Consider the following 19,137-nt stretch of genomic DNA (forward strand, 5'->3'; position numbering starts at 1 on the left):
TTGGCAGGGCAAATACGCTATTGGGGTATATCCGCACGGGAATACGCACTGCCGATGATTTCCGCCTTTGCCCAACGCTGGCATGAGATCGAACCGCTGATCGATCGCCTGTTCGACGTCGCGCCGGCCGAGCGCGCCGAGTGGCTGCGCCAGCATTGCGCCGACGCCACGCTGCGCGTGCTGGTGGTGCAGGCGCTGGACAACGCGCCCGGCATCGACGCACTGGAACGCGGCATGGCGCAGTGGTTGCCGGTGCTGGTCGACGACACGGCCGAAGCATTGCCGGTCATTGCAGGCTATCGCGTGCTCCGCTTCGTGGGCGCCGGTGGCATGGCCAGCGTGTTCGAGGCGGAACGCGAGCTTCCCGGCGGCCCGCAGACGGTGGCGCTCAAGCTGTTGCGCATCGATGTGCACGACGCCGACGAAAGGCGCCGCTTCCTGCGCGAACAACGCATCCTGGCGCGCCTGCAACACCCGCATATCGCGCAGCTGCTCGATGCGGGCTTCTCGCCCAGCGGCACGCCGTTCCTGGCGCTGGAGTACGTCGCCGGCGACAACCTGGTGGTGCACTGCGAACGCCGGCGCCTGCCGGTGCGCGAACGCCTGTCGCTTTTCATCGATGTGTGCGCGGCGGTGGAGCATGCGCATCGCAGCCTGATCGTGCACCGCGACCTCAAGCCCAGCAACGTGCTGGTGAGCGCGCAAGGCAGCGTCAAGCTGGTCGACTTCGGCATCGCCAAGCTGCTCACCGGCGACAACGACCGCACGCGCACCGAAGTGCGCCGCCTTACCCGCGCCTATGCCGCACCGGAGCAATTCGGCGGCGATGCGGCCACCACGGCCATCGACGTCTACGCCCTGGGCGTGCTGCTGGCGGAACTGCTGCTAGGCGAACTGCCGCGTCGCGCGGACAATCGCGAGCTGGCGCGGACGCCTGCGTTCGACGATGAAGCCCTGCGCAAGAAACTCGGCATCGACCTGCACGCGATCGTGCAGCAGGCCACGCGCGCGGAACCGAACCGTCGCTATGCAAGCGTGGGCGCGCTCGGTGCCGACATCCAGCGCTATCTGGAGGGCAAGCCGCTGCAGGCGCGTGCCGATACGCTGGCCTACCGCGTCGCGATGTTCACCCGCAGGCATGCGCTGGGCGTTTCGGTGGGCGCCATGATCGCGATGGCGCTGACCACCGCCACGGCCGTCGGCCTGTACGAGGCGCGTCAGGCCAGCCGCTCCGCGCAGGAGGCCCGCCAACAGGCACAGGCGGCCGAGAGCGAGGCGCGTCGCGCCGGTGCGCTCAAGTCGTTTCTCGAAGGCTTGTTCGATACCTCGTCGCACGGCACGGAAGCAAACGAAACCGCGCAGGAACTGCTGGCGCGCGGACGCGAACGCGCCGACCGCGACTTCGCCATGCAGCCCGCGCTGCGCGCCGAGATCATCGCGCTGGTGGGCGATCTGGAGCGACGCAGCGGGCATCCCGAGCGTGCCTGGTTGCCGCTCGAAGAAGCGGCCACGCTGGCGAAGATGGAGTTCGGCGCCACCGACCGCCGCACCCTGCACGTCGAATACCTGCTGGCCAGGGAAGCCGACGAACTGGGCCGCGTGCGCGATGCGACCTCGCGCCTGCAAACCGCCATAGCGGCCTTCGAAGCCGGCCCCAACCATGATTCGCCGGAAGAAGTGGTGGCGCTCGCCTGGCTCGCAGGCCTCGACGAACGGATCGGCGAATCGGCCAGGGCAATCGAGGTGGGCAACCAGGCGCTGGCATTGGCGCGCCGCATCCTGCCCGACGATAGCGAGGCCTTGACCGAGGCCGTGATGAACCTGGGATGGATCCTGATGGATGCCGGCCATCCCGAGCGCGCGGCGCCACTGCTGCGCGAGGCGCTGGCGCGCAAGCGCATCCACCTGGGCACGCGGCATGCCGAGATCGCCGATACGCTGGCGATCCTGACCTCGGACCTGATCAAGCTCGGGCGCTACGGCGAGAGCGAACAGACCATGCGCGATGCGATCGACATCGATGCCAGCGCCTATACGCATCCCAATGCGCACACCGCATGGCATTTGAACGATCTGGCCAATGTGTTCGTGCTCGAAGGCAAGTTCGACGAAGCCGCGGTGTTCTACGCCAAGTCGATCGCCATCGACGAGGATCTGGCGCCCGCCGGTGGACTCAACCAGGCGATCAGCATCGGCAATCGTGGGCGGCTGCGCTTTTCGCAGGGCGCGTATGCCGATGCGGAAGCCGATCTGCGCGACGCGCTCAACCGCAAGCAGCGCCTGCTGGGTGCGGACTACGCGGACAACGGCCGCAGCAACGACCGCGCGTCGCTGGCCCAGGTGCTGATCGCACGCGGCCATCTGGATGAAGCGCGCACGTTTGCCGACGGCGCGCTGTCCGAAGCGCAGCGGCGCCACCGCGATGCGCATCCGGACACCGCCTTTGCGCTGGCCGTGCAAGCCGAACTCGCCGCCGCCAACGGTGCCGATGACCGCGCGGCGATCCTGGCGCACGATGCGGTCGCGATGTACACCGCACTGGCGGACGAACGTTCGGACCGGGCCATCCGTACGCGTCTTCTGTATGGCGACATCCTGCAGTCGCTGGGACGCCACCGCGATGCCGCCAACGAACTTGCCGACGCGCTCGCCACCGCCAGCACCATCACGCCCAGCGCACCGGCCATCGTCGCCCGTGCGGATGCGGAGCTTGCACGTGCCGATGCGGCCCTGGGCAACGACACCGCCGCCGAACCCTTGCGCACCGAAGCCAGGGCCTTGCTGACCGAGATCGAACCGGGCCCGAACACCGACCGCGACGCCACGCTACGCCTGCTCGCCGACACTCGCACCAGCAAGCACTGATCGCCCGCCTATGCAGCCCGGTGCAGCGCGACCAGACGCCTGTCCCGCCGGTTCGCCCAGCGGTTCAACGCCGCGCAGAGCAGCAGCAACGCAGCCGTGACGAAAAAGACCTCGCGCAAACCCACCCACGCGCCGATCTGCCCTCCGATCAACGGCCCCGCCACCTGGCCGGCAAATTGCGAAGACTGCAGATAGCCCAGCGTCTTGCCGGTCTTGTGATCCTCCACCAGCGCACGCACGCCTTTGGCAACCGCAGGCAGCAGCCCTGCCATCGACATGCCCATCAGTCCGCGCAGCACCGCCAGTTGCCACCATTGCGTGACGAAGGCCTGCGGCAGCATCACCAGGGCCGTGACGAGCAGGCAGCCGATGATCACGCGGTCGCTGCCGACGCGATCGGCGAACGCGCCCAGGCGCGCCGAGGTGAGCATGCTGCCGAAGGCCGAGGTCGCCATCACGATGCCGGCGAAGCGCGCCAGATGATCGTGCGGTACACCGAGCTGGCCGATATACACGGTGATGATGGGCTCGATCGACATGTTGGCCAGCAGCACCATCATGGCGGTGACCAGCAAGGTAAACATCAGCGGCTTGTGCGCGATGCCGGCGGACGCTTGTTCGTGCGCCGGCGCCCGCGTATCCAGCGCGCGATTGAAATCCTCGCGGACGAAGAACAGCGTGATCAACGCAGCGAGCGCAATCACCCCGCCGCCGACGAAGAAGGTGCCGCGAATGCCAACCAGATCCGGCAGGAGGCCACCGACCAGCGGCCCCACCAGGCTGCCGGAAAGCGCGCCGACGGAAAGCACGCCCAGTGCCCAGCCAGACCGGTCGCGCGGCGCCTGCGTGCCGACCATCACCGTCGCCGCCGAGGCATAACCGCCCACCAGTCCCGCCAGCAAACGCAGCAGCACCAGCTCCATCACGCTGTGCGCCATGCCGATCAGCGACATCATCACCGCCATGCCGAACGCCGCACGAACCAGCATCGGCTTGCGTCCGTAGCGGTCAGCCAGGTGGCCCCATAGCGGGGCGGTGAGCGCGGTACCGAGAAAGGTCGCGCCGAAGGCGATGCCGGACCACTGCACGATCGATGCAGGCGAGCTGACGCCCAGCTGCTCGACATACAGCGGCAGGAACGGCAACAGCATGCTCAGGCTCACCAGCGTGCTGAAGGAGCCGAACACGGCAATCGCAAGATTGCGTTTCCAATAGGCGGCGTTGCGCTCGGAATAACCGGCAGCCGCGTTCGTCGCCACGTCGGGCGATTCAATGCTATCTGTCTGCATGGAGATTTCGCTTGTCCTTGGGAGCGACGCGACGCATCGGCCGCGCCGCCAGTGCTATTTCTTTTCCGCGGCCCGTTGCGCGCGGAACGCTTCCGCGGGCAAACCGCCCCAGCCCCAGTTCTCCATCTCCACTTCGTCGATCACCACGAAGGTGGAATCCAGCGGCTTGTGCAGCACGTCCAGCAACAGCTGGCTGACGCCCTTGATCAGCAGCGCTTTCTCTTCCGCCGTCACCGCGCTGCGCCCGGGTGCGGAACCTTCGCGGGTGACCTTGATGTTCACGATAGGCATGGCTCTATCCTCCAGTGATGAGGGGTGGACGCTCGCCCACCCCTCGTGATGGATCAGTGACCGGCGCTCTGGCCGCCGTCGACGTGCAGGATTTCGCCCGTCACGAAGCCCGCGGTGTCGAGATAGATCACTGCATCGGTGACATCGGAGATCTCGCCCATGCGGCCTACCGGGTGCAGGCCTGCCAGCGCACCATGGCTTTCCGGCGCATGCATCGGCGTCTTGATCACGCCCGGCGCCACCGCATTCACGCGGATGCCGCGCTTGGCGTATTCGATCGCCAGCGACTTGGTGGCGGCGTTGAGACCGCCCTTGGTCAGCGATGCGAGTACCGACGGCACGCCGTCGATTGCATGGTCGACCAGGCTGGTGGTGATGTTGACGATGTGGCCGCTGCCCTGCTTCTCCATTTCAGCGATGGCCAGCTGGGTAATGTGGAAGAAGCCGTTGAGGTTGACCGAAATGTTGTCGGCGTAGTCCTGTTCGGTAAACGCGGTGAACGGCTTGGCGGTGAAGATGCCTGCGTTGTTGACCAGCGTATCGATGCGGCCGAAACGCGCGATCGCTTCCGCCACCACGCGCTGCGCCACGGCACGGTCGCCGATGTCGCCGGCGACGGCGATCACGTCCGGATCGCTGGACGGCTTGATCGAACGCGAGTTGGCGATCACGCGGTAGTTGCGGTCGCGGAAGGCCTTGACCATGCCCGCGCCGATGCCTTGCGAGGCACCCGTGATGATGGCGACTTTCTGCTGACTGTTCATGAGAGGGTTCACTCCAAGAGGGGGGATAAGAGCTTCAGCTCGATGCTGATCGGCTGTGTTCGCCGACACCCACAATCTAGGCGCGTACCCCGCGTTAGAGAATTCCTGCTATCCGGCAGACACTCTTCCGCGCGGCGGTTGAATCGGCGCCTCGGGCACGAACGCAGCGTCCTTCGCCAGGCAGGCAAAGCGCGAGCGCAGGCGCGGCAAGGCAAAGTCGACGAAGGCCCTTACCTTGGGTACGGATAGACGTCCATACGGCGAGACGATATTCACCGGCAACGGCGGGGGCTCCGCTTCGGGCAGCAGCACCTGCAGCTTGCCGGCCTTGATCTCCGGTGCCACGTGGTACGACAACAGCCGCGTCACGCCGTGGCCGTCCACCGCCGATTCGATCGCCGCACGGATATTGTTGACCATCAACCGCGGCGTGAACGACACGGAGCGCGATACCGACGAGCCGTCCAGGGGCGGAAAGCTCCACGAATCCATGCCCATGTGGGCCATCGCAACGATCTGCTGCTTGGCCAGGTCCGCCGGCTCGGCAATGCGCGGATGCGTGGCCAGGTAGCGCGGCGAGGCCACGATCACCCGGCGCACTTCGCCAACGGGATGCGCCACCAAGGTCGAGTCGGCCAGATGGGTGATGCGCAGCGCCAGGTCCATGCCCTCTTCCACCAGGTTGACCGGGCGCTCGAGCAGATGCATGCGCACGTTGACGGTGGGAAATTCATCGATGAAGGCATCGACGATGGGCCGCAGGATTTCCACGCCCGCGAACACCGTGGCGGAAATGGTCAGCGTGCCGCGCGGCACCGAGCGCTCGCCCGCCGCGTTGCGGTCTGCCTCTTCCAGTTCCAGCAGCATCTTGCGGCAGGCGATGGCGTAGCGCTCGCCCGCTTCGCTCAATTTGATCGAGCGCGTGGTCCGATGCAGCAGCGGCACGCCGACATGCGCTTCGAGAAAAGCGATGGCGCGGCTCACCGCCGCGGCGGAACGCCCGGTCTTGCGGCTGGCGCCAGCGAGGCTGCCCTCGTCCAGCGCAGCGACGAACACCTTCATGGCATCGATGCGATCCATGGGAATGCCTTGCCTGTCGGTGTTGAAACCGGGTCGGGAAAGTGTCCTACAACTGTTCCAATGGCGGCTAGCTGCAGAACGTGATGATCAGATCAGCTCGTCGCCTGCCGCCACTCGCCGATGAGAATCTGCATCAAAGCAGCCGAGGACATGGGCCGCGCCAGCGGTGCGCCCTGCCCCGCCCAGTGCGCGCCGTAGCCCGCTTCGCCGGCGGCACGCCCCGCCGCGTTCAATGCCTTGCCGGCATCGTAAGCGGTGGGATAGTCGGGAATCTCGGCGTCCGCCACGTTGGCACCCAGGCGCGTGAACAGGCTGGCGAGGCTGCGTGCAGGACGACCGGACACCGCACGCGTCATCGCGGTGGCGTTGGCGGCGTCGCTCGCCATGGCCTGGCGATAGCCGGCATCGGCCAGCGATTCGTCGGTGACCACGAAGGCCGTGCCCAGCTGCGCCGCCGCGGCGCCCAGTTCCAGCGCGGCCGCGATGCCGGCGCCATCCATGATGCCGCCCGCGGCGATCACCGGCATGCGCACGTTCTTCACCAGCAGGCGCGTCAAGGCGAACGTACCCAGCCGGGTGTCGTCGAGATCGGGATCGAACATGCCGCGATGACCGCCTGCTTCGTAACCCTGCGCCACCACCGCGTCGATGCCGGCGGCTTCGATGGCCTTGGCCTCGTGCAGGTTGGTGGCCGATGCCATCAGCAACACACCCGCATCGTGCAAGGCCTTCACCTGGTCGGGCCGAGGCAGGCCGAAATGAAAACTCGCCACGCGGGGCTTTTCGGCGACCAGCATGGCAAGCATGTCGTCATCGGCGAGAAACGAGGTATAGATTTCTTTCAGCGCGGGCGGCGGCGTGGCGCCGAAGCGCTTGAACTCCGGCGCGAGTCGCGCGATCCACGCGGCCTCTTTCGCCGCGTCGGCCTGCGCGGGCCGGTGCACGAACAAGTTGATGTTGAGCGGGCCGCTGCTCGATTGGCGAAACGCGTGAATGGCCTCGCGCGCCTTGCCTGCGGTCATCGCTCCCACGCCCAGCGAACCCAGCCCACCGTTGTTGCTCACCGCCGCTGCCATCGCTGGCGACGAGACACCGGCCATCGGTGCCTGGATGATGGGCACGCTCATGCCGATGGCGCTGAGCAATGACGACGATGCGACGCTGGCCATGGCGGCTGGCTCCTGGCTCGATGGGGACACCACGGACTGTACCGTCCGCCATGCCCCATCGAAACCACCCGAGCCGGCAGTCAGTCTTCCGCGGCGCGAAAGAATCCTGCGACTTTCGAATCAAGCCGACGCGAGGCCATAGCGAGCGGCGGGCTTGGTGTGCGACAGGTTCGGCATCAGCTTCTGGCGCGCTGCTTCGTAGCCGCCCCAGTCAGCCGCATCGGGCAAGGCGGGAATGGTGATCAGCTCGCCTTGGTCGAGGCCGGCCAGCGCCGCGTCCACCATGTTGTCGGCCGTCATCACCCAGGCCGGCGGCAGGTTGCTCACCGGATGGCCCAGCACGTCCCAGAACTCGGTCGCGGTCGCACCCGGCAATACGGCCTGCACCTTAACGCCCTTGTCGGCCAGTTCATGATGCAGCGACTGCGAGAACGCCAGCACGTACGCCTTGGAACCGCCGTACACGCCGTTGAGCAGTTCCGGCGCCACCGCCACGATGGAGGCGATGTTGACCACCGTGCCGTGGCCGCGCTCGACAAAGCCGGGCACCGCCGCATAAGCCAGGCGCGTCAACGCGTTCACGTTGAGCGAAATCATTTCGGACATGCGTGCCACGTCCGATTGCAGCAGCGGCGTGGCGGCGCCGAAGCCTGCGTTGTTGACCAGCAGGGTGATGCTGCGGTCGTTGCGCAGCAGCGCTTCCACCTTGGCCAGTTCGGTCGCGTCGCCGAGGTCGGCCGGGAACACCTGCACCGAGCGGCCGGTGGCATCGGTCAGGCGGCGGGCCAGGTCGCTCAGGCGTTCGCGGTTGCGCGCCACCAGGATCAGGTCATAGCCGCGGCGGGCCAGGCGGTCCGCATAGATGGCGCCGATGCCGGATGAGGCGCCGGTGATCAGGGCCGTGCCCTTGGGTTGGGTCGTCATGTCGTTGCTCCACAGGTGCCGGCGGGGTGCCGGGGTATGGAGATAGTTGTAAGTCGACCCCATCAAGACTTAAATGTCGCATATGCCACCTTTTAGGACACGACGAGGTCACCCCATGCAACGTATTGGTTTTGTTATCTTTCCCGGCTTCCAGATGATGAGCCTGGCGGCTGCCTCGGTGTTCGAATTCGCCAATATCGAGCTGGAGGAGAGCGTCTACGACGTCCATTACCTGTCCGAGACGGGTGCGGCCGTGCGCAGTTCGTTCGGCATGACGACGCAGAGCGAAGCGTTCTCCGCCGAGCCGTTCGACACCCTGCTGATCTGCGGCGGCGTGGGCATCCCCGAGAGCACGCCCGCACTGCTCGATTTCGTCCGCGAGGCGCCGTCGCGGGCGCGGCGGGTGGCCGCGATCTGCACCGGCACCTTCCTGCTGGCCGAAACCGGCCTGCTCGACGGACGCCGTGCCACCACCCACTGGCTGCTGGCGCGCGAGCTGGCTGAGCGCCATCCGAACGTGGATGTGGAAGAGGACCGCATCTTCATCATCGACGGCGACATCTGGACCTCGGCCGGCATGAGCGCCGGCGTGGATCTGGCCTTGGCGATGGTGGAGAAGGACTTGGGCATAGAGGTGGCGCGCAAGGTGGCGCGCAAGCTCGTGCTCTATCACCGCCGCGCGGGCGGCCAGTCGCAGTTCTCCACGTTGCTGGAACTGGAACCCAAATCCGACCGCATCCAGAGCGCGCTGACCTACGCGAAGAGCCATCTGCGCTCGACGCTGTCGGTGGAAGAACTCGCCGCCGCCGCCAACCTCAGCGCGCGCCAGTTCAGCCGTGCGTTCCGCGCGGAAACCGGCCAGTCGCCGGCCAAAGCGGTGGAGCACCTGCGCATCGAGGCGGCGCGCCTGATGATGGAGCAGACGCGCCATCCGGTCGAAGTGGTGGCACGCGAAGTGGGATTCGCCGATCGCGAACGCATGCGCCGAGCGTTCGTTCGCGCGTTCGGCCAACCGCCGCAGGCGATCCGGCGGCAGTCGCCCGTCTACGAGCCGGACGATCTGGCCACGGCCTGACGGCGCTCAACGCGCTGCGTGCAAACGACCGTACGCAGCAGGCGGCGTGCCGTAGCGTGTCTTGAATGCGCGGGCAAACGCCGCTTCCGAGGCATAGCCGGCCAACTCCGCCGCCCTGCCCGCCGACAAGCGCCCCGCGCGCAGCGACTGCGCCGCCACGCCCAGGCGCACGCCGTTGACCCAGTCCATCGGCGTCATCCCGCTGATCTCGCTGAAGTGCCGCGCGAAGCTGGCGCGCGAGGTATGCGCCACCTCCGCCATGCTTTGCAGCGTCCAGGCGTGCGCAGGATCTTTCAGCACCGCATCCACCACCTGGGCCATCTTCGGGTGCGCCAGCATGCCCAGGATACCCAGCTGCAGCTGTCCGCTCGCCGTCATGCTGCGAAGGATCAGCGTGAACATCGCGCCGGTGACGCTTTCGACCACGGTGCCCCCGCCCGGCAAGGGGCGCGCCGCTTCGTCACGCAGGACCTGGATGAGTCCGAGCAGCGCATCGCGATGCTCCGTCCTCACGTGCAGCACCTTGGGCAAGCCGGTCCATAAGGCATCGGTGGCGCCCGATAGCTGGAACGCGCCACACAGCATGTCCAGCGCCGGACCGTCGCCGCCATGTTCGATCAGCGTGACGCGGCCATGCGGCCGGCGCCGGTTTTCCAGCATCGGGCGTTGACCATCGATGCCGGCCGTGGTGCTGCGCAGGATGTGCGCGTCGCCGTAGGGAAACAGCAGCACGTCGCCCGGGACCAGCGCGCTGGTCTTGCCGTCCTGCTCCAGCTCGGCGTGGCCCGCCAGGATGATGTGGTACGGCAGATGGTTGGGCGGTGTCGACGGATGGTCGAGCGTCCAATCCCCGGCGAAATGGCATTGCAGCTCCACGGAACCGGTGGGTGCGACGGCGTGCACCAGTCGATCGAGGCCATCCATCGGTTGAGACTCCCGGGCAAAGGATTGAGACGCGCGTGTGCGGAACGAAGGGGGCTCCGTTCCTATCATTTTCACACGGTCAAGGTTTCACCACACACCAACTCTTCAACCCAATACCAGGAGTACATGTCATGAGCCGTCTTGCCACCATCAATGTTGCCGAAGCACCGGAAGAGTCCGCCGCCCTGTTTGCCGCCATCAAGAAGGCGGTCGGCAAGGTGCCCAACGCCTACGCCACCATCGGCAGCAGTGCCCCGAACGTGCTGGCCCATGTGCTGCACACCGGCGCCGTGCTGAAGCAGGGCGAGCTGTCGCCGCTGGAGCTCGAAGCGATCAATCTCGCGGTGAGCGAAGCCTCGCAGTGTGACTACTGTCTCGCCGCCCACAGCATGACCGGCAAGATGGCCGGCTACACCGCCGAGCAGATCCAGCAGATTCGCAAGGGCGGCCTCGAAGGCAACGCCAAGGTCGACGCGCTGATCAAGTTCGCACTGACGCTGGTGACCACCAGCAACACCGTGTCCGCCGACGAAGTCGCCAAGGTGAAGTCGGTCGGTTACAGCGATCGCCAGATCCTGGAAGCGATCCTGGCCATCAGCGCGATCCTGTTCACCAATATGGTCAACCGCGTCAACGACACGGTGCTCGACTTCCCCAAGGCGGCCTGAGACTGCTCGCCGGATCGCGATGCAGATCGCGATCCGGCCGTTCGGCATCTGCAACGCGCAAAGCTGTCGTTTTGGCAACACAGGATTGGTCACGACGCGATGCACACACCGGTGTCACACGCCCGGGATCGCACGCCCACTACGGTTTTGTCACCTCTTCCAGTGGAACAAGGTGGCCGTCATGCATCGATCATCCCTCATTATCGCCACGGCATTGTTCATCTCGGTGCCGGTGAGCAGCGAACTCTGGGCCCAGGCCGCCACGTCAGGCGAATCGCCATCGGCGCAGAGTCCGGTATCGGACCAGGAGTTCTTCACCAAGGCTTCCAGCGATGGCGCCGGTGAAGTGCAGATGGGCCAGCTGGCCATGCAGAAGGCCTCTTCGCCGCAAACCAAGGCGCTTGCGCAGCAACTGGTGAAGGACCATACCGCCGCCAACAAGCAGCTGGCCGCGCTGGCCAGCCGCAAACATGCCAACGTGGTGCTGCAGCCACCGCCGTCGGACGTGATGGACAAGCTGCAATCCCTGAGCGGCAGCGATTTCGACAAGGCCTATGCATCGGCGATGGTGGGCGGCCACCAGAAAGCCATTACGCTGTTCGACGCCGCCTCGCACAGCAGCGACCCGGACGTGAAGGCGTTTGCCAGCGCGACCTTGCCGACGCTCAAGCACCACCTGGAAATGGCCGAGGCGCTGTCCACCCATCCGCCGATGGGCACGCCTTGATCGCCGAACGGTGAACACGCCAAAGCCACGCGATCCCCGTCAAGGGATCGCGTGGCTCATGCCACCCGCAACCATTAATGCGTGGTGGTTGCCGGAGCCGGCGAGCTCTGTGGATAAGCGGGCGTCGGCGCCGTGGCGGGCGTGGCCGGCGATACCGGAGCCGGCGCGGCCGCGGTGCTGGCCGGTGCGGGCGGCGGCGTACTGGCGCTGTCGTCACCCTGGTGACTGCAACCGGCAACGGCTACCAAAGCCAGCACCAGCGGTGCACACATCTTGCGTGTCGAAAAAACCATGGGTTACCTCCGTGGGCGTGAACCAATCAAACCGTGAACCCATAGAACATGGGTCGATAGTGCGCGAGTGGAGCGGAACCGAGTCGTCCTATGTTGCGGTCATGCACGCGCCTTGCGGGTACGGGCTGCCTTCTTGGCAGCGGCGGAACGGCCAGCGGCACCCTTGGTGCGCGCGGCCTTCTTGGCAGCGGTCGAGCGCGATGCGCTGGTGCGCTTTTTCGCGCTCGCCTTCGCCTGCTTGGACACCGCCGAATGCGTGGCGGCCGTGTGCCCTTCCTTCTTCAATGCGCGGGTGGTGGCCCGCGAACGGGTAGTCGAGGGTTTGCGGCGATGCTTGGCGGCGGTCTCGTCCTGCGCGGCTTTCTTGCGCGTCGATGTGCTCGCCGTCTTGCTCACCGGCGCCTTGACACCGGCGCGCCTGGCCTTGGACAGGCCGATGGCAATCGCCTGCTTGGTGGAACGCGCACCGTGTTTGCCTTCGCGCACGTGTTCGATTTCCTCGCGCACGAACTCACCGGCCTGCGTACTGGCCGATTTGCCTTGCCGTTTGTCGCGCGTCACGGCTTTGCGCGTCTTTGCTTCGGGCATAGCGGACTCCTGATCGAGTGTGCCTAATGATCTAAGCCACCGGATGTGCAGCGCATGTCATCCTTTCGCACAACATTCGACCACGTTCAGTGAAGACTCATGCTCCTGCCCACGTCGGTCACATGCCGACACCACGGCGTTCACGCCGGCCATGCAAGCCTGCGGGCATGAAAATCCGGCATGTCTACAGCACCGTCGGCATCGGCGCCGCGAACCGCGCCATCCAGGCTGCGCGCGAAGCCGGCATCGCCGATCGCGACATTTCGCTGGTCGCGCGCGACGATATTTCGATGGATCGCATCCCGGACGATCGCAAACTGGTGATGAACGACTTCTATCCGGCCGCACTTCGCGGCGCCGTCACCGGCGGCGCTTCCGGACTGATTGCGGGCATGCTCGCACTGGTCACGCCCATCGGCCTGACCATTGCCGGTGTGGGCGCCATGGCGCTGATCGGCGTGGCGACAGGCGCCTGGGTGAGCGCATTGGTGGGCTCGTCGGTACCCGATGTGGTGCACCGGGAGTTCGAGCAGGAGATTCGCGAAGGAAAGATTCTTATCGTGATCGATGGCGATGTCGACACGCTGCATCGCGCACATCACGCCCTGATGGCCCTGGGTGCGCGTCACCTGGACTTTCATCGCGCCACCGCATTGACCTAGCCGGTCCGGGAGGACACGCCGTGAGCAATCTGATCGTGGCCAAATTCGACAACCAGTTCGCCGCCGCCTCGGCCTTCGACAAGCTGATGTCCCGCGGCCTGCCCCGGCGCAAAGGCGTCGTGCAATGCGACGAAAGCGTGGGCCGCTCGGCCGCCAGTGCCAGTGCGCCGACCACCGTGGTGTCGCGCGTCAGTCACCGCGGCGAGCACGAGGGCGAGCAACACCATCTGCGCGCACCCGACGTGCTGCCACCGCCAGTGGAGATCGGTTTCGCCGTGCTTACCGTGGAGATCGACGACGACGGTTCGCTCGAAGAAGTGATCGCCGTGATGCGCGAGCTGGAGGCGGTCGATGTGCATATCCTCGCCGGCGAATCGCTGAAGGAAGACGATGCATCGCTCTGGCCCGAACAGGGCATGGGCGACCGCACGGATGTGGAGCGTGCCATCCGCGCCTCGCAGCATGGGAAACACCGCCTGCACTAGCCTCAAAACCTCCTGTGGGAGCGCACCCTGTACGCGACAAACCTACGGAGCGATACATCCCAGCGCACCCGTCGCGCACAGGGTGCGCTCCCACAGGTCGCCTACTTAGGCGAAATTACCTAAGCCGCGGCCCGTAGATGTTCGCTAGCCCGGCGCGGCCCAAGCGGATGAAATACGTGCGCGAAGCGCCCCATGTACGACGGGCCGCTTCGCCACGGGGCGCCCTCCGCCAGGCGCAGCTCAAACCCGTTCCGCACCGCCTGGCGACCGACATCCGCGGGAGTAGCCCATGGGCGCGCTGGCAAAGATCAAACACGAAATGTTGAAGATGCTGCCGCCGACCATCTTCTTCTTCGTCATGCTCAATCTGGTCGTGCTGGTTCGCGGACTGTTGACCCGCGGCACCGGCCTCTCGCTGCCCACCTTCGCCACCGTGGCGATCTCCGCGCTGATCCTGGGCAAGGCGGTGCTGCTGGCCAACATGCTGCCCTTCATCAACCGCTTTCCGGAAAAGCCGCTGCTGTGGAATGTGCTGTGGAAGACGGTGATCTACAACTTGATCGCCACCTTCATCCATTATCTGGAGCGGCTGCACGAAGCCTGGAAGGACACGCACGACTGGGCCGCGGCAAATCACCAGTTGCTCGCCACGATGAACTGGCCGCATTTCTGGGCCATCCAGATTCTGCTGCTGGTGCTCATCTTCAACTACTGCGTGTTTGCCGAGCTGGCGCGCGTGATCGGCGTGGAACGGCTCCGCGCGATGTTCCTCGGGCCGATGGCGGTGAAACCGGAAGCGATGTCAGGCACCTAGAGAACGGCCGCCGTGCCCGTGGCCCGCGCGTCGGTCGCGGTCACCGTGGCGCAGCCGGCACTGATCGCCAGGCATTGATCCGCCACCGCAGCCACACCGGCGCGGTGCGACACCACGATCACGATGGTCTGTGGCAACCGGCGTTTCAAGGCGGCCAGCACGGACAGTTCCGCGTCGGGATCCAGCGCGCTGGTCGCCTCGTCCAGCAGGGCAATCGCCGGACGATGCAGCAGCACCTGCGCCAGCAGCAACCGCTGCAATTCGCCGCCGGACAGGCGGCTGGACGAACTGCTCAAGGTGGTGTCGAGTGCGCTGGATGTATCGGCCAGCCGCTTGTCCAGGCCGACATCGGCAAGCGCTTGCAGCATCGCGGCATCCGCCGCCTCGGGCGCAGCCCAGCGCAGGCATTCGCGCACCGTGGTCTGCCATGGGCGCACGCTCTGGCTGACATAGGCACCCTTGCTCACCAAGGCCGCGTAGGTAGAAAAATCGACGGCACGCTCGCCCATGCGCGCGTGAAACTGCGCCGGTGCCGTCATGCCGGCCAGCACATCGATCAGGCTGCTCTTGCCGATGCCCGAGTCGCCGCAGACCAGGGTCAGTTCGCCGGGTACCAGGGTGAGTTCGCGCAGGTCGAGCGGCGTGGGCGCATCGAGCCGAAGCTGGCGGATATGCAGCGCTTCGCGCAGGACCATCGGCGGGATCGCCGCGGCCGGCACGGCCGCCGCCACGCCGACATGGCGCAACCACAATTGGAACGCCGGAATGGAAGTCCGCAGCTGCTGAAAGTTCTGCCGCGTGGACACCAGGTAAGGCAGCAGACGCGCCAACAGCAGGCAGACGGCGATCAGCGCGGCGCGATCCACACCGTGCCACCGGTTGGCGATGAAGAAGATCGCGGCAATGCCCAGCGCGGCCAGCATCTCCAGCACCAGGCGGCCTGTGGCGATCAGGTCCAGCTGGTGGCGATAGCCGTTGCCGAGGCGCTGCGAGATGTCGGCGTAATGCGCCTTCTCCGCATCCTCGCGGCCGAACGAGCGGATATGCCGCCAGCGGCGGGGAAAGTCTTCGCTCATCCAGAACAAACGGGTCAGGTCGGCCACGTACTGCCTGCTGACCGTGGCCTGCTCGCGACCGTTGATGCGCGACGCGACCAGCGCGAAACCCACCACCAGCGGCATCGCCAGCAACAGCGCTGGCGACAGCCACAAGGCCATGGCAAGGCAGACCATGGTGGTCATGGCGGCCACCAGCAACTGCAGCAGCGCATTGAAGCCCTGCGTGACGATCTCGACGTTGTAGGTGAGCACGTGGGCGATTTCAGCCGAGGTGGCATCCGACAACGACGACAACGGCGCATCGATGCGCCGCGCATGCACGGTCTGGCGCAGGTACATGCCGTAGCGGCTGGCCAGTCGCGTGCCCACGCGGGCCGCCTGCCAGCGCAGCAAGGCAAATACCGCCGAGGCGATGACGAAGGCGAGCGCCTGCATGTCGGGCTCGCCGCGCAGCAACCAGCCCAGGCCCGATGGCATCGACTGGTTCGGTGCCACCAGGGGAACGAGGCAGATGGCAGCGAGATTCCCGCTCAGCGCGCTGCCCAACGACAAGGCGACGTACCACGCCATGCCGCCGAAGCCCAGCTTCGCCAACGTCTCAAAAAAAGGCCGCGACAGGCCACGCAACTGCTCTTGCGACCGCGTACTTGCGCTTTGCATGACTAGGCAACCACGCGGTGTCTTACACGCGCCCGTCGCGGCACAGTTGGCACCTGATGACAGTGCAGAAAAACACCTCGATCCGCTTCAGCTCCCATGCCCGTAGGTGCCAGGCGGGAAGCGGAAGGTTGCCCTGCTCAGCCAAGCAGTTGCAGCAGCGCGTCCACCGAGTCCGAAGGGTGGCGTCCGCGCCGCAGCTCATAGGCGCCACGGCGCTCCACGGTTCGCACGAAGGCATCCCAGCCAGGCTGCGACGCGGCGTAAGGCTGTTCGGCGAGCAATCTGGGCAGCAGTTCACCGATGGGAACCGGCCGGACCAGATCCTGCGGATTTTCAGCGGGCTGGCGGGATACGAACACCACGCAGGCCAGTTCCAGGGGCTCCTGCGCGAGGCGGCCACGCCCGTCGCGCAGATCCACTTCGTATTTCTCCACGCCGCTGCGGCGATGAATCGTGGGCGACTGTTCGATCCATCGGCGTTGCCTGGCGTCGTCGATGAAATGCAGCGCATCGCGCTGCACGTGCAGATAATTGGCCACGCCGGTGGCCAGGCCGCTTTCGGGATGCACGAACACCGCATCCTCGGACAGGAAATCCATGCCGCGCAGCAGGCTGTGCAAGGCCAGCGTCGACTTGCCCGCGCCGCTGTCGCCCATCACCAGCGCGCCGCGGCCCTGCCAGCCGACGCAGGCGCCATGCAGCGGCGCCAGCCCCAGTGCGCGCGTGGCCAGCGTGAACACGCTGAACTCGATCAGCTCGTAACGCAGGTGATACGGCCGTTCCAGCATGTCCGGCGAGGCGACCACGAGCGCGCGATGCTGCTCGGGGAACAGCACCGCGTAGTTGCACGCGTCCATCACGCCGCACAGGAAGCCCGCACCCGATTGCAGGTTGACCGGCGGTGGTTCATGCCCCGGCGGCAGCACCCGTGCAGGCCCCAGCCGCAGCTCCACCAGCAAGTCCGGTGGCGTGACCGGCAGTACATGCGGGGGCAGGCCCGCATAGGCCATCGCCGCCACGTTCAGCAAGGCGGCGCTGTCGCTATGGAAACGGACCTGGACGCCCAGCACATGGACGTCCATCGAACACCGTTCAGGCGTCCGCTCGAGAAAGGGGTCGGGGCTCAGTTCGCCCGTCGGTAGGTCTGCGCTGTGGGCCATGGACGTCGTTCAGCAGGATGCGGCGCTGTGATAACACAAGGTTTCGCGCCGCGACATCGAAATATTTTCGCCACAGGCCGCAACCGCGCTCAGTTTCCCCGGCACTCACCTCGGACAAGCGTTGAACGCTGAACGATTGAGGCACGTCGAAGATGCTAACGATTCAGGTCGGCCACTCCTACTTCCTGAGGTTCGACCGCAAGCAATGGGAACGTGGCAAGCCCTACCCGCCGCTTGCCACCATGCAGGTGGCTGCGCTGCTGCGGCGCATGGGCCACCAGGTTTCCCTGTTCGACGCCATGCTCGCCGAGGGCGTGGAAGAGTACGAGGCCTCGTTGAACGCGTCCTCGCCCGACGTGGTGGTCATCTACGAAGACAACTTCAACTATCTCACCAAGATGTGTCTTGGGCGCATGCGCGACGCCGCCTGCGAGATGATCGCCCTGGCGCACGCGAAAGGCGCGCGGGTGATCGTGGCGGGCTCCGATGCCTCCGATCAGCCCGATGCCTTCCTTGCCGCGGGTGCCGATGCGGTGTTGATCGGTGAAGGCATCGCGCCGCTGGTGGAATTGATCCGCCGCATCGAAGAGAACCCGGCGATCCGCACGCGCGAATGGGCGGCCAATCTCTCCGGCGTCGCCGCGATGGTGGGCGGACAGATGCAACTGACGCGCGTGGGCGCGGTGCCGCCCGATCCGCGCATCGTCGGCCAGCCGGCCTGGGATCTGGTCGATATCGAGCGCTACCGCACGCTGTGGCGCGAACGTCACGGTTACTTCAGCCTCAACATGGCGGCATCGCGCGGCTGTCCGTTCCGCTGCAACTGGTGCGCCAAGCCGATCTGGGGCAACCACTACAACCGCCGCACCGCCGAAGACGTGGCTGCGGAGATGACCTATCTCAAGCAAACCTTCCAGGCGGATCACATCTGGCTTGCCGATGACATCTTCGGTTTCCACGTGGATTGGGTCGAGGCGTTCGCAGCCCATGTCAACGCATCGAACGGCTCGATTCCCTTCACCATCCAGACCCGCGCCGACCTGATCAGCGAGCGCATGGCCACCGCATTGAGCCACGCCGGTTGCGCCGAGGCGTGGATCGGCGCCGAGAGCGGCAGCCAGCGCGTGCTCGACCACATGAACAAGGGCACCACGGTCGAAGACCTGATCATCGCGCGCGAACGCCTGGGCGCGGCGCGCATCCGGGTCGGCTACTTCATCCAGCTCGGCTACCTCGGCGAGCATCTCGAAGACCTGATGGCCACGCGCGACCTGATCACCCGCGCCGCACCCGACGACATCGGCGTCAGCGTGTCCTATCCCCTGCCCGGCACGCGCTTCTACGAGCAGGTGAAGGCGCAGCTCGGCGAGAAGACGCATTGGCAGGACAGCGGCGACCTGGCGATGATGTTCCAGGGTGCCTACGACTCCGAGTTCTACCGCCACGTACGCGACCTGCTGCACGAACAGGTGATCGTGCAGCAATGGAAAGTGGTCGGCCATGCCGATCGCCACCGCACGGCTTCGCACGCACTCGACGCGCGCTGGGATGCCCTGATCGCGACCGAGGCCGTTCATCGCACGGGCGCCGAGCAGGTGACGCTGCGGCCCAGGACCTCGTGTCATGTGTGATGCCTCGCAG

At 66.1% G+C, this 19,137-nt stretch carries 19 protein-coding genes; 8 read left to right on the forward strand and 11 right to left on the reverse strand.

Features of this window, described 5'->3' with window-relative positions:
• The first annotated feature begins 54 nt into the window (after positions 1-54).
• Positions 55-2,865, forward strand: a complete 2,811-nt coding sequence (locus ACN9MB_RS14785) for a protein kinase domain-containing protein (RefSeq protein ID WP_426269424.1) — start codon at positions 55-57, stop codon at positions 2,863-2,865.
• Between the two features lie 8 nt (positions 2,866-2,873).
• Here the strand turns inward: ACN9MB_RS14785 and ACN9MB_RS14790 are convergent, their stop codons facing one another.
• From ACN9MB_RS14790 to ACN9MB_RS14815, 6 genes are all read right to left on the reverse strand, one after another.
• On the reverse strand, positions 2,874-4,154 hold the full coding sequence (locus ACN9MB_RS14790) for an MFS transporter (RefSeq protein ID WP_426269425.1): 1,281 nt from the start codon (positions 4,152-4,154) through the stop codon (positions 2,874-2,876).
• A gap of 54 nt (positions 4,155-4,208) precedes the next feature.
• Positions 4,209-4,445 (reverse strand): tautomerase family protein, encoded by a 237-nt coding sequence (locus ACN9MB_RS14795; RefSeq protein WP_204634357.1) that lies wholly within the window; start codon positions 4,443-4,445, stop codon positions 4,209-4,211.
• 53 nt (positions 4,446-4,498) lie between these two features.
• Entirely contained in the window at positions 4,499-5,209 is a 711-nt protein-coding gene (locus ACN9MB_RS14800) for an SDR family NAD(P)-dependent oxidoreductase (RefSeq protein WP_426269426.1), read from the reverse strand.
• A 108-nt stretch (positions 5,210-5,317) separates the two neighbouring features.
• Complete coding sequence (locus tag ACN9MB_RS14805) at positions 5,318-6,289, reverse strand: LysR family transcriptional regulator (protein WP_426269427.1); 972 nt, start codon at positions 6,287-6,289, stop codon at positions 5,318-5,320.
• A 92-nt stretch (positions 6,290-6,381) separates the two neighbouring features.
• The gene (locus tag ACN9MB_RS14810) at positions 6,382-7,458 is read right to left on the reverse strand and encodes an NAD(P)H-dependent flavin oxidoreductase (protein WP_426269428.1); all 1,077 of its coding nucleotides are present in this window, start codon (positions 7,456-7,458) and stop codon (positions 6,382-6,384) included.
• A gap of 120 nt (positions 7,459-7,578) precedes the next feature.
• On the reverse strand, positions 7,579-8,382 hold the full coding sequence (locus tag ACN9MB_RS14815) for an SDR family NAD(P)-dependent oxidoreductase (protein WP_426269429.1): 804 nt from the start codon (positions 8,380-8,382) through the stop codon (positions 7,579-7,581).
• 115 nt (positions 8,383-8,497) lie between these two features.
• Between ACN9MB_RS14815 and ACN9MB_RS14820 the strand changes: the two genes are divergently transcribed.
• Positions 8,498-9,457 (forward strand): GlxA family transcriptional regulator, encoded by a 960-nt coding sequence (locus ACN9MB_RS14820; RefSeq protein WP_426269430.1) that lies wholly within the window; start codon positions 8,498-8,500, stop codon positions 9,455-9,457.
• Positions 9,458-9,463: 6 nt separating this feature from the next.
• On the opposite strand, the gene ACN9MB_RS14825 is transcribed toward ACN9MB_RS14820, so the two are convergent.
• Positions 9,464-10,381: an AraC family transcriptional regulator gene (locus ACN9MB_RS14825; RefSeq protein ID WP_426269431.1), complete on the reverse strand. Its 918-nt coding sequence runs from the start codon at positions 10,379-10,381 to the stop codon at positions 9,464-9,466.
• Positions 10,382-10,512: 131 nt separating this feature from the next.
• Between ACN9MB_RS14825 and ACN9MB_RS14830 the strand changes: the two genes are divergently transcribed.
• Positions 10,513-11,049, forward strand: a complete 537-nt coding sequence (locus ACN9MB_RS14830) for a carboxymuconolactone decarboxylase family protein (protein WP_426269432.1) — start codon at positions 10,513-10,515, stop codon at positions 11,047-11,049.
• A gap of 181 nt (positions 11,050-11,230) precedes the next feature.
• Positions 11,231-11,776 (forward strand): DUF4142 domain-containing protein, encoded by a 546-nt coding sequence (locus tag ACN9MB_RS14835; protein ID WP_426269433.1) that lies wholly within the window; start codon positions 11,231-11,233, stop codon positions 11,774-11,776.
• A 74-nt stretch (positions 11,777-11,850) separates the two neighbouring features.
• Here the strand turns inward: ACN9MB_RS14835 and ACN9MB_RS14840 are convergent, their stop codons facing one another.
• Positions 11,851-12,069 (reverse strand): hypothetical protein, encoded by a 219-nt coding sequence (locus ACN9MB_RS14840; protein ID WP_239535165.1) that lies wholly within the window; start codon positions 12,067-12,069, stop codon positions 11,851-11,853.
• Between the two features lie 99 nt (positions 12,070-12,168).
• Positions 12,169-12,657 (reverse strand): DUF6496 domain-containing protein, encoded by a 489-nt coding sequence (locus tag ACN9MB_RS14845; protein ID WP_426269434.1) that lies wholly within the window; start codon positions 12,655-12,657, stop codon positions 12,169-12,171.
• 167 nt (positions 12,658-12,824) lie between these two features.
• Here ACN9MB_RS14845 and ACN9MB_RS14850 point away from each other — a divergent pair, with 167 nt between their 5' ends.
• From ACN9MB_RS14850 to ACN9MB_RS14860, 3 genes are all read left to right on the forward strand, one after another.
• Positions 12,825-13,319 (forward strand): hypothetical protein, encoded by a 495-nt coding sequence (locus tag ACN9MB_RS14850; protein WP_204634347.1) that lies wholly within the window; start codon positions 12,825-12,827, stop codon positions 13,317-13,319.
• Between the two features lie 20 nt (positions 13,320-13,339).
• Positions 13,340-13,804 (forward strand): hypothetical protein, encoded by a 465-nt coding sequence (locus tag ACN9MB_RS14855; RefSeq protein ID WP_426269435.1) that lies wholly within the window; start codon positions 13,340-13,342, stop codon positions 13,802-13,804.
• Between the two features lie 289 nt (positions 13,805-14,093).
• Entirely contained in the window at positions 14,094-14,618 is a 525-nt protein-coding gene (locus tag ACN9MB_RS14860) for a hypothetical protein (protein WP_426269436.1), read from the forward strand.
• Here the strand turns inward: ACN9MB_RS14860 and ACN9MB_RS14865 are convergent.
• On the reverse strand, positions 14,615-16,336 hold the full coding sequence (locus ACN9MB_RS14865; RefSeq protein WP_426269437.1) for an ATP-binding cassette domain-containing protein: 1,722 nt from the start codon (positions 16,334-16,336) through the stop codon (positions 14,615-14,617). The genes ACN9MB_RS14860 and ACN9MB_RS14865 overlap by 4 nt on opposite strands.
• Before the next feature lie 137 nt (positions 16,337-16,473).
• Positions 16,474-17,418 carry a serine kinase gene (locus tag ACN9MB_RS14870; protein WP_426269438.1) on the reverse strand — a complete coding sequence of 315 codons (945 nt, stop codon included), beginning with the start codon at positions 17,416-17,418 and terminating at the stop codon, positions 16,474-16,476.
• A gap of 230 nt (positions 17,419-17,648) precedes the next feature.
• Here ACN9MB_RS14870 and ACN9MB_RS14875 point away from each other — a divergent pair, with 230 nt between their 5' ends.
• Positions 17,649-19,127, forward strand: a complete 1,479-nt coding sequence (locus ACN9MB_RS14875) for a B12-binding domain-containing radical SAM protein (protein WP_426269439.1) — start codon at positions 17,649-17,651, stop codon at positions 19,125-19,127.
• Positions 19,128-19,137 lie beyond the last annotated feature (10 nt).

It is taken from the genome of Dyella kyungheensis (genome assembly GCF_049913195.1).
GTDB lineage: Bacteria > Pseudomonadota > Gammaproteobacteria > Xanthomonadales > Rhodanobacteraceae > Dyella > Dyella kyungheensis.

Bases quoted from the DNA above. Each gene is read 5' to 3' on its own strand.
- ACN9MB_RS14865 (WP_426269437.1), bottom strand. From the start codon at position 16,336: ATGCAAAGCGCAAGTACGCGGTCGCAAGAGCAGTTGCGTGGCCTGTCG.
- ACN9MB_RS14830 (WP_426269432.1), top strand. From the start codon at position 10,513: ATGAGCCGTCTTGCCACCATCAATGTTGCCGAAGCACCGGAAGAGTCC.
- ACN9MB_RS14800 (WP_426269426.1), bottom strand. From the start codon at position 5,209: ATGAACAGTCAGCAGAAAGTCGCCATCATCACGGGTGCCTCGCAAGGC.
- ACN9MB_RS14875 (WP_426269439.1), top strand. From the start codon at position 17,649: ATGCTAACGATTCAGGTCGGCCACTCCTACTTCCTGAGGTTCGACCGC.
- ACN9MB_RS14790 (WP_426269425.1), bottom strand. From the start codon at position 4,154: ATGCAGACAGATAGCATTGAATCGCCCGACGTGGCGACGAACGCGGCT.
- ACN9MB_RS14845 (WP_426269434.1), bottom strand. From the start codon at position 12,657: ATGCCCGAAGCAAAGACGCGCAAAGCCGTGACGCGCGACAAACGGCAA.
- ACN9MB_RS14795 (WP_204634357.1), bottom strand. From the start codon at position 4,445: ATGCCTATCGTGAACATCAAGGTCACCCGCGAAGGTTCCGCACCCGGG.
- ACN9MB_RS14825 (WP_426269431.1), bottom strand. From the start codon at position 10,381: ATGGATGGCCTCGATCGACTGGTGCACGCCGTCGCACCCACCGGTTCC.
- ACN9MB_RS14815 (WP_426269429.1), bottom strand. From the start codon at position 8,382: ATGACGACCCAACCCAAGGGCACGGCCCTGATCACCGGCGCCTCATCC.
- ACN9MB_RS14835 (WP_426269433.1), top strand. From the start codon at position 11,231: ATGCATCGATCATCCCTCATTATCGCCACGGCATTGTTCATCTCGGTG.
- ACN9MB_RS14840 (WP_239535165.1), bottom strand. From the start codon at position 12,069: ATGGTTTTTTCGACACGCAAGATGTGTGCACCGCTGGTGCTGGCTTTG.
- ACN9MB_RS14820 (WP_426269430.1), top strand. From the start codon at position 8,498: ATGCAACGTATTGGTTTTGTTATCTTTCCCGGCTTCCAGATGATGAGC.
- ACN9MB_RS14850 (WP_204634347.1), top strand. From the start codon at position 12,825: ATGAAAATCCGGCATGTCTACAGCACCGTCGGCATCGGCGCCGCGAAC.
- ACN9MB_RS14870 (WP_426269438.1), bottom strand. From the start codon at position 17,418: ATGGACGTCCATGTGCTGGGCGTCCAGGTCCGTTTCCATAGCGACAGC.
- ACN9MB_RS14860 (WP_426269436.1), top strand. From the start codon at position 14,094: ATGGGCGCGCTGGCAAAGATCAAACACGAAATGTTGAAGATGCTGCCG.
- ACN9MB_RS14810 (WP_426269428.1), bottom strand. From the start codon at position 7,458: ATGGCCAGCGTCGCATCGTCGTCATTGCTCAGCGCCATCGGCATGAGC.
- ACN9MB_RS14805 (WP_426269427.1), bottom strand. From the start codon at position 6,289: ATGGATCGCATCGATGCCATGAAGGTGTTCGTCGCTGCGCTGGACGAG.
- ACN9MB_RS14785 (WP_426269424.1), top strand. From the start codon at position 55: ATGATTTCCGCCTTTGCCCAACGCTGGCATGAGATCGAACCGCTGATC.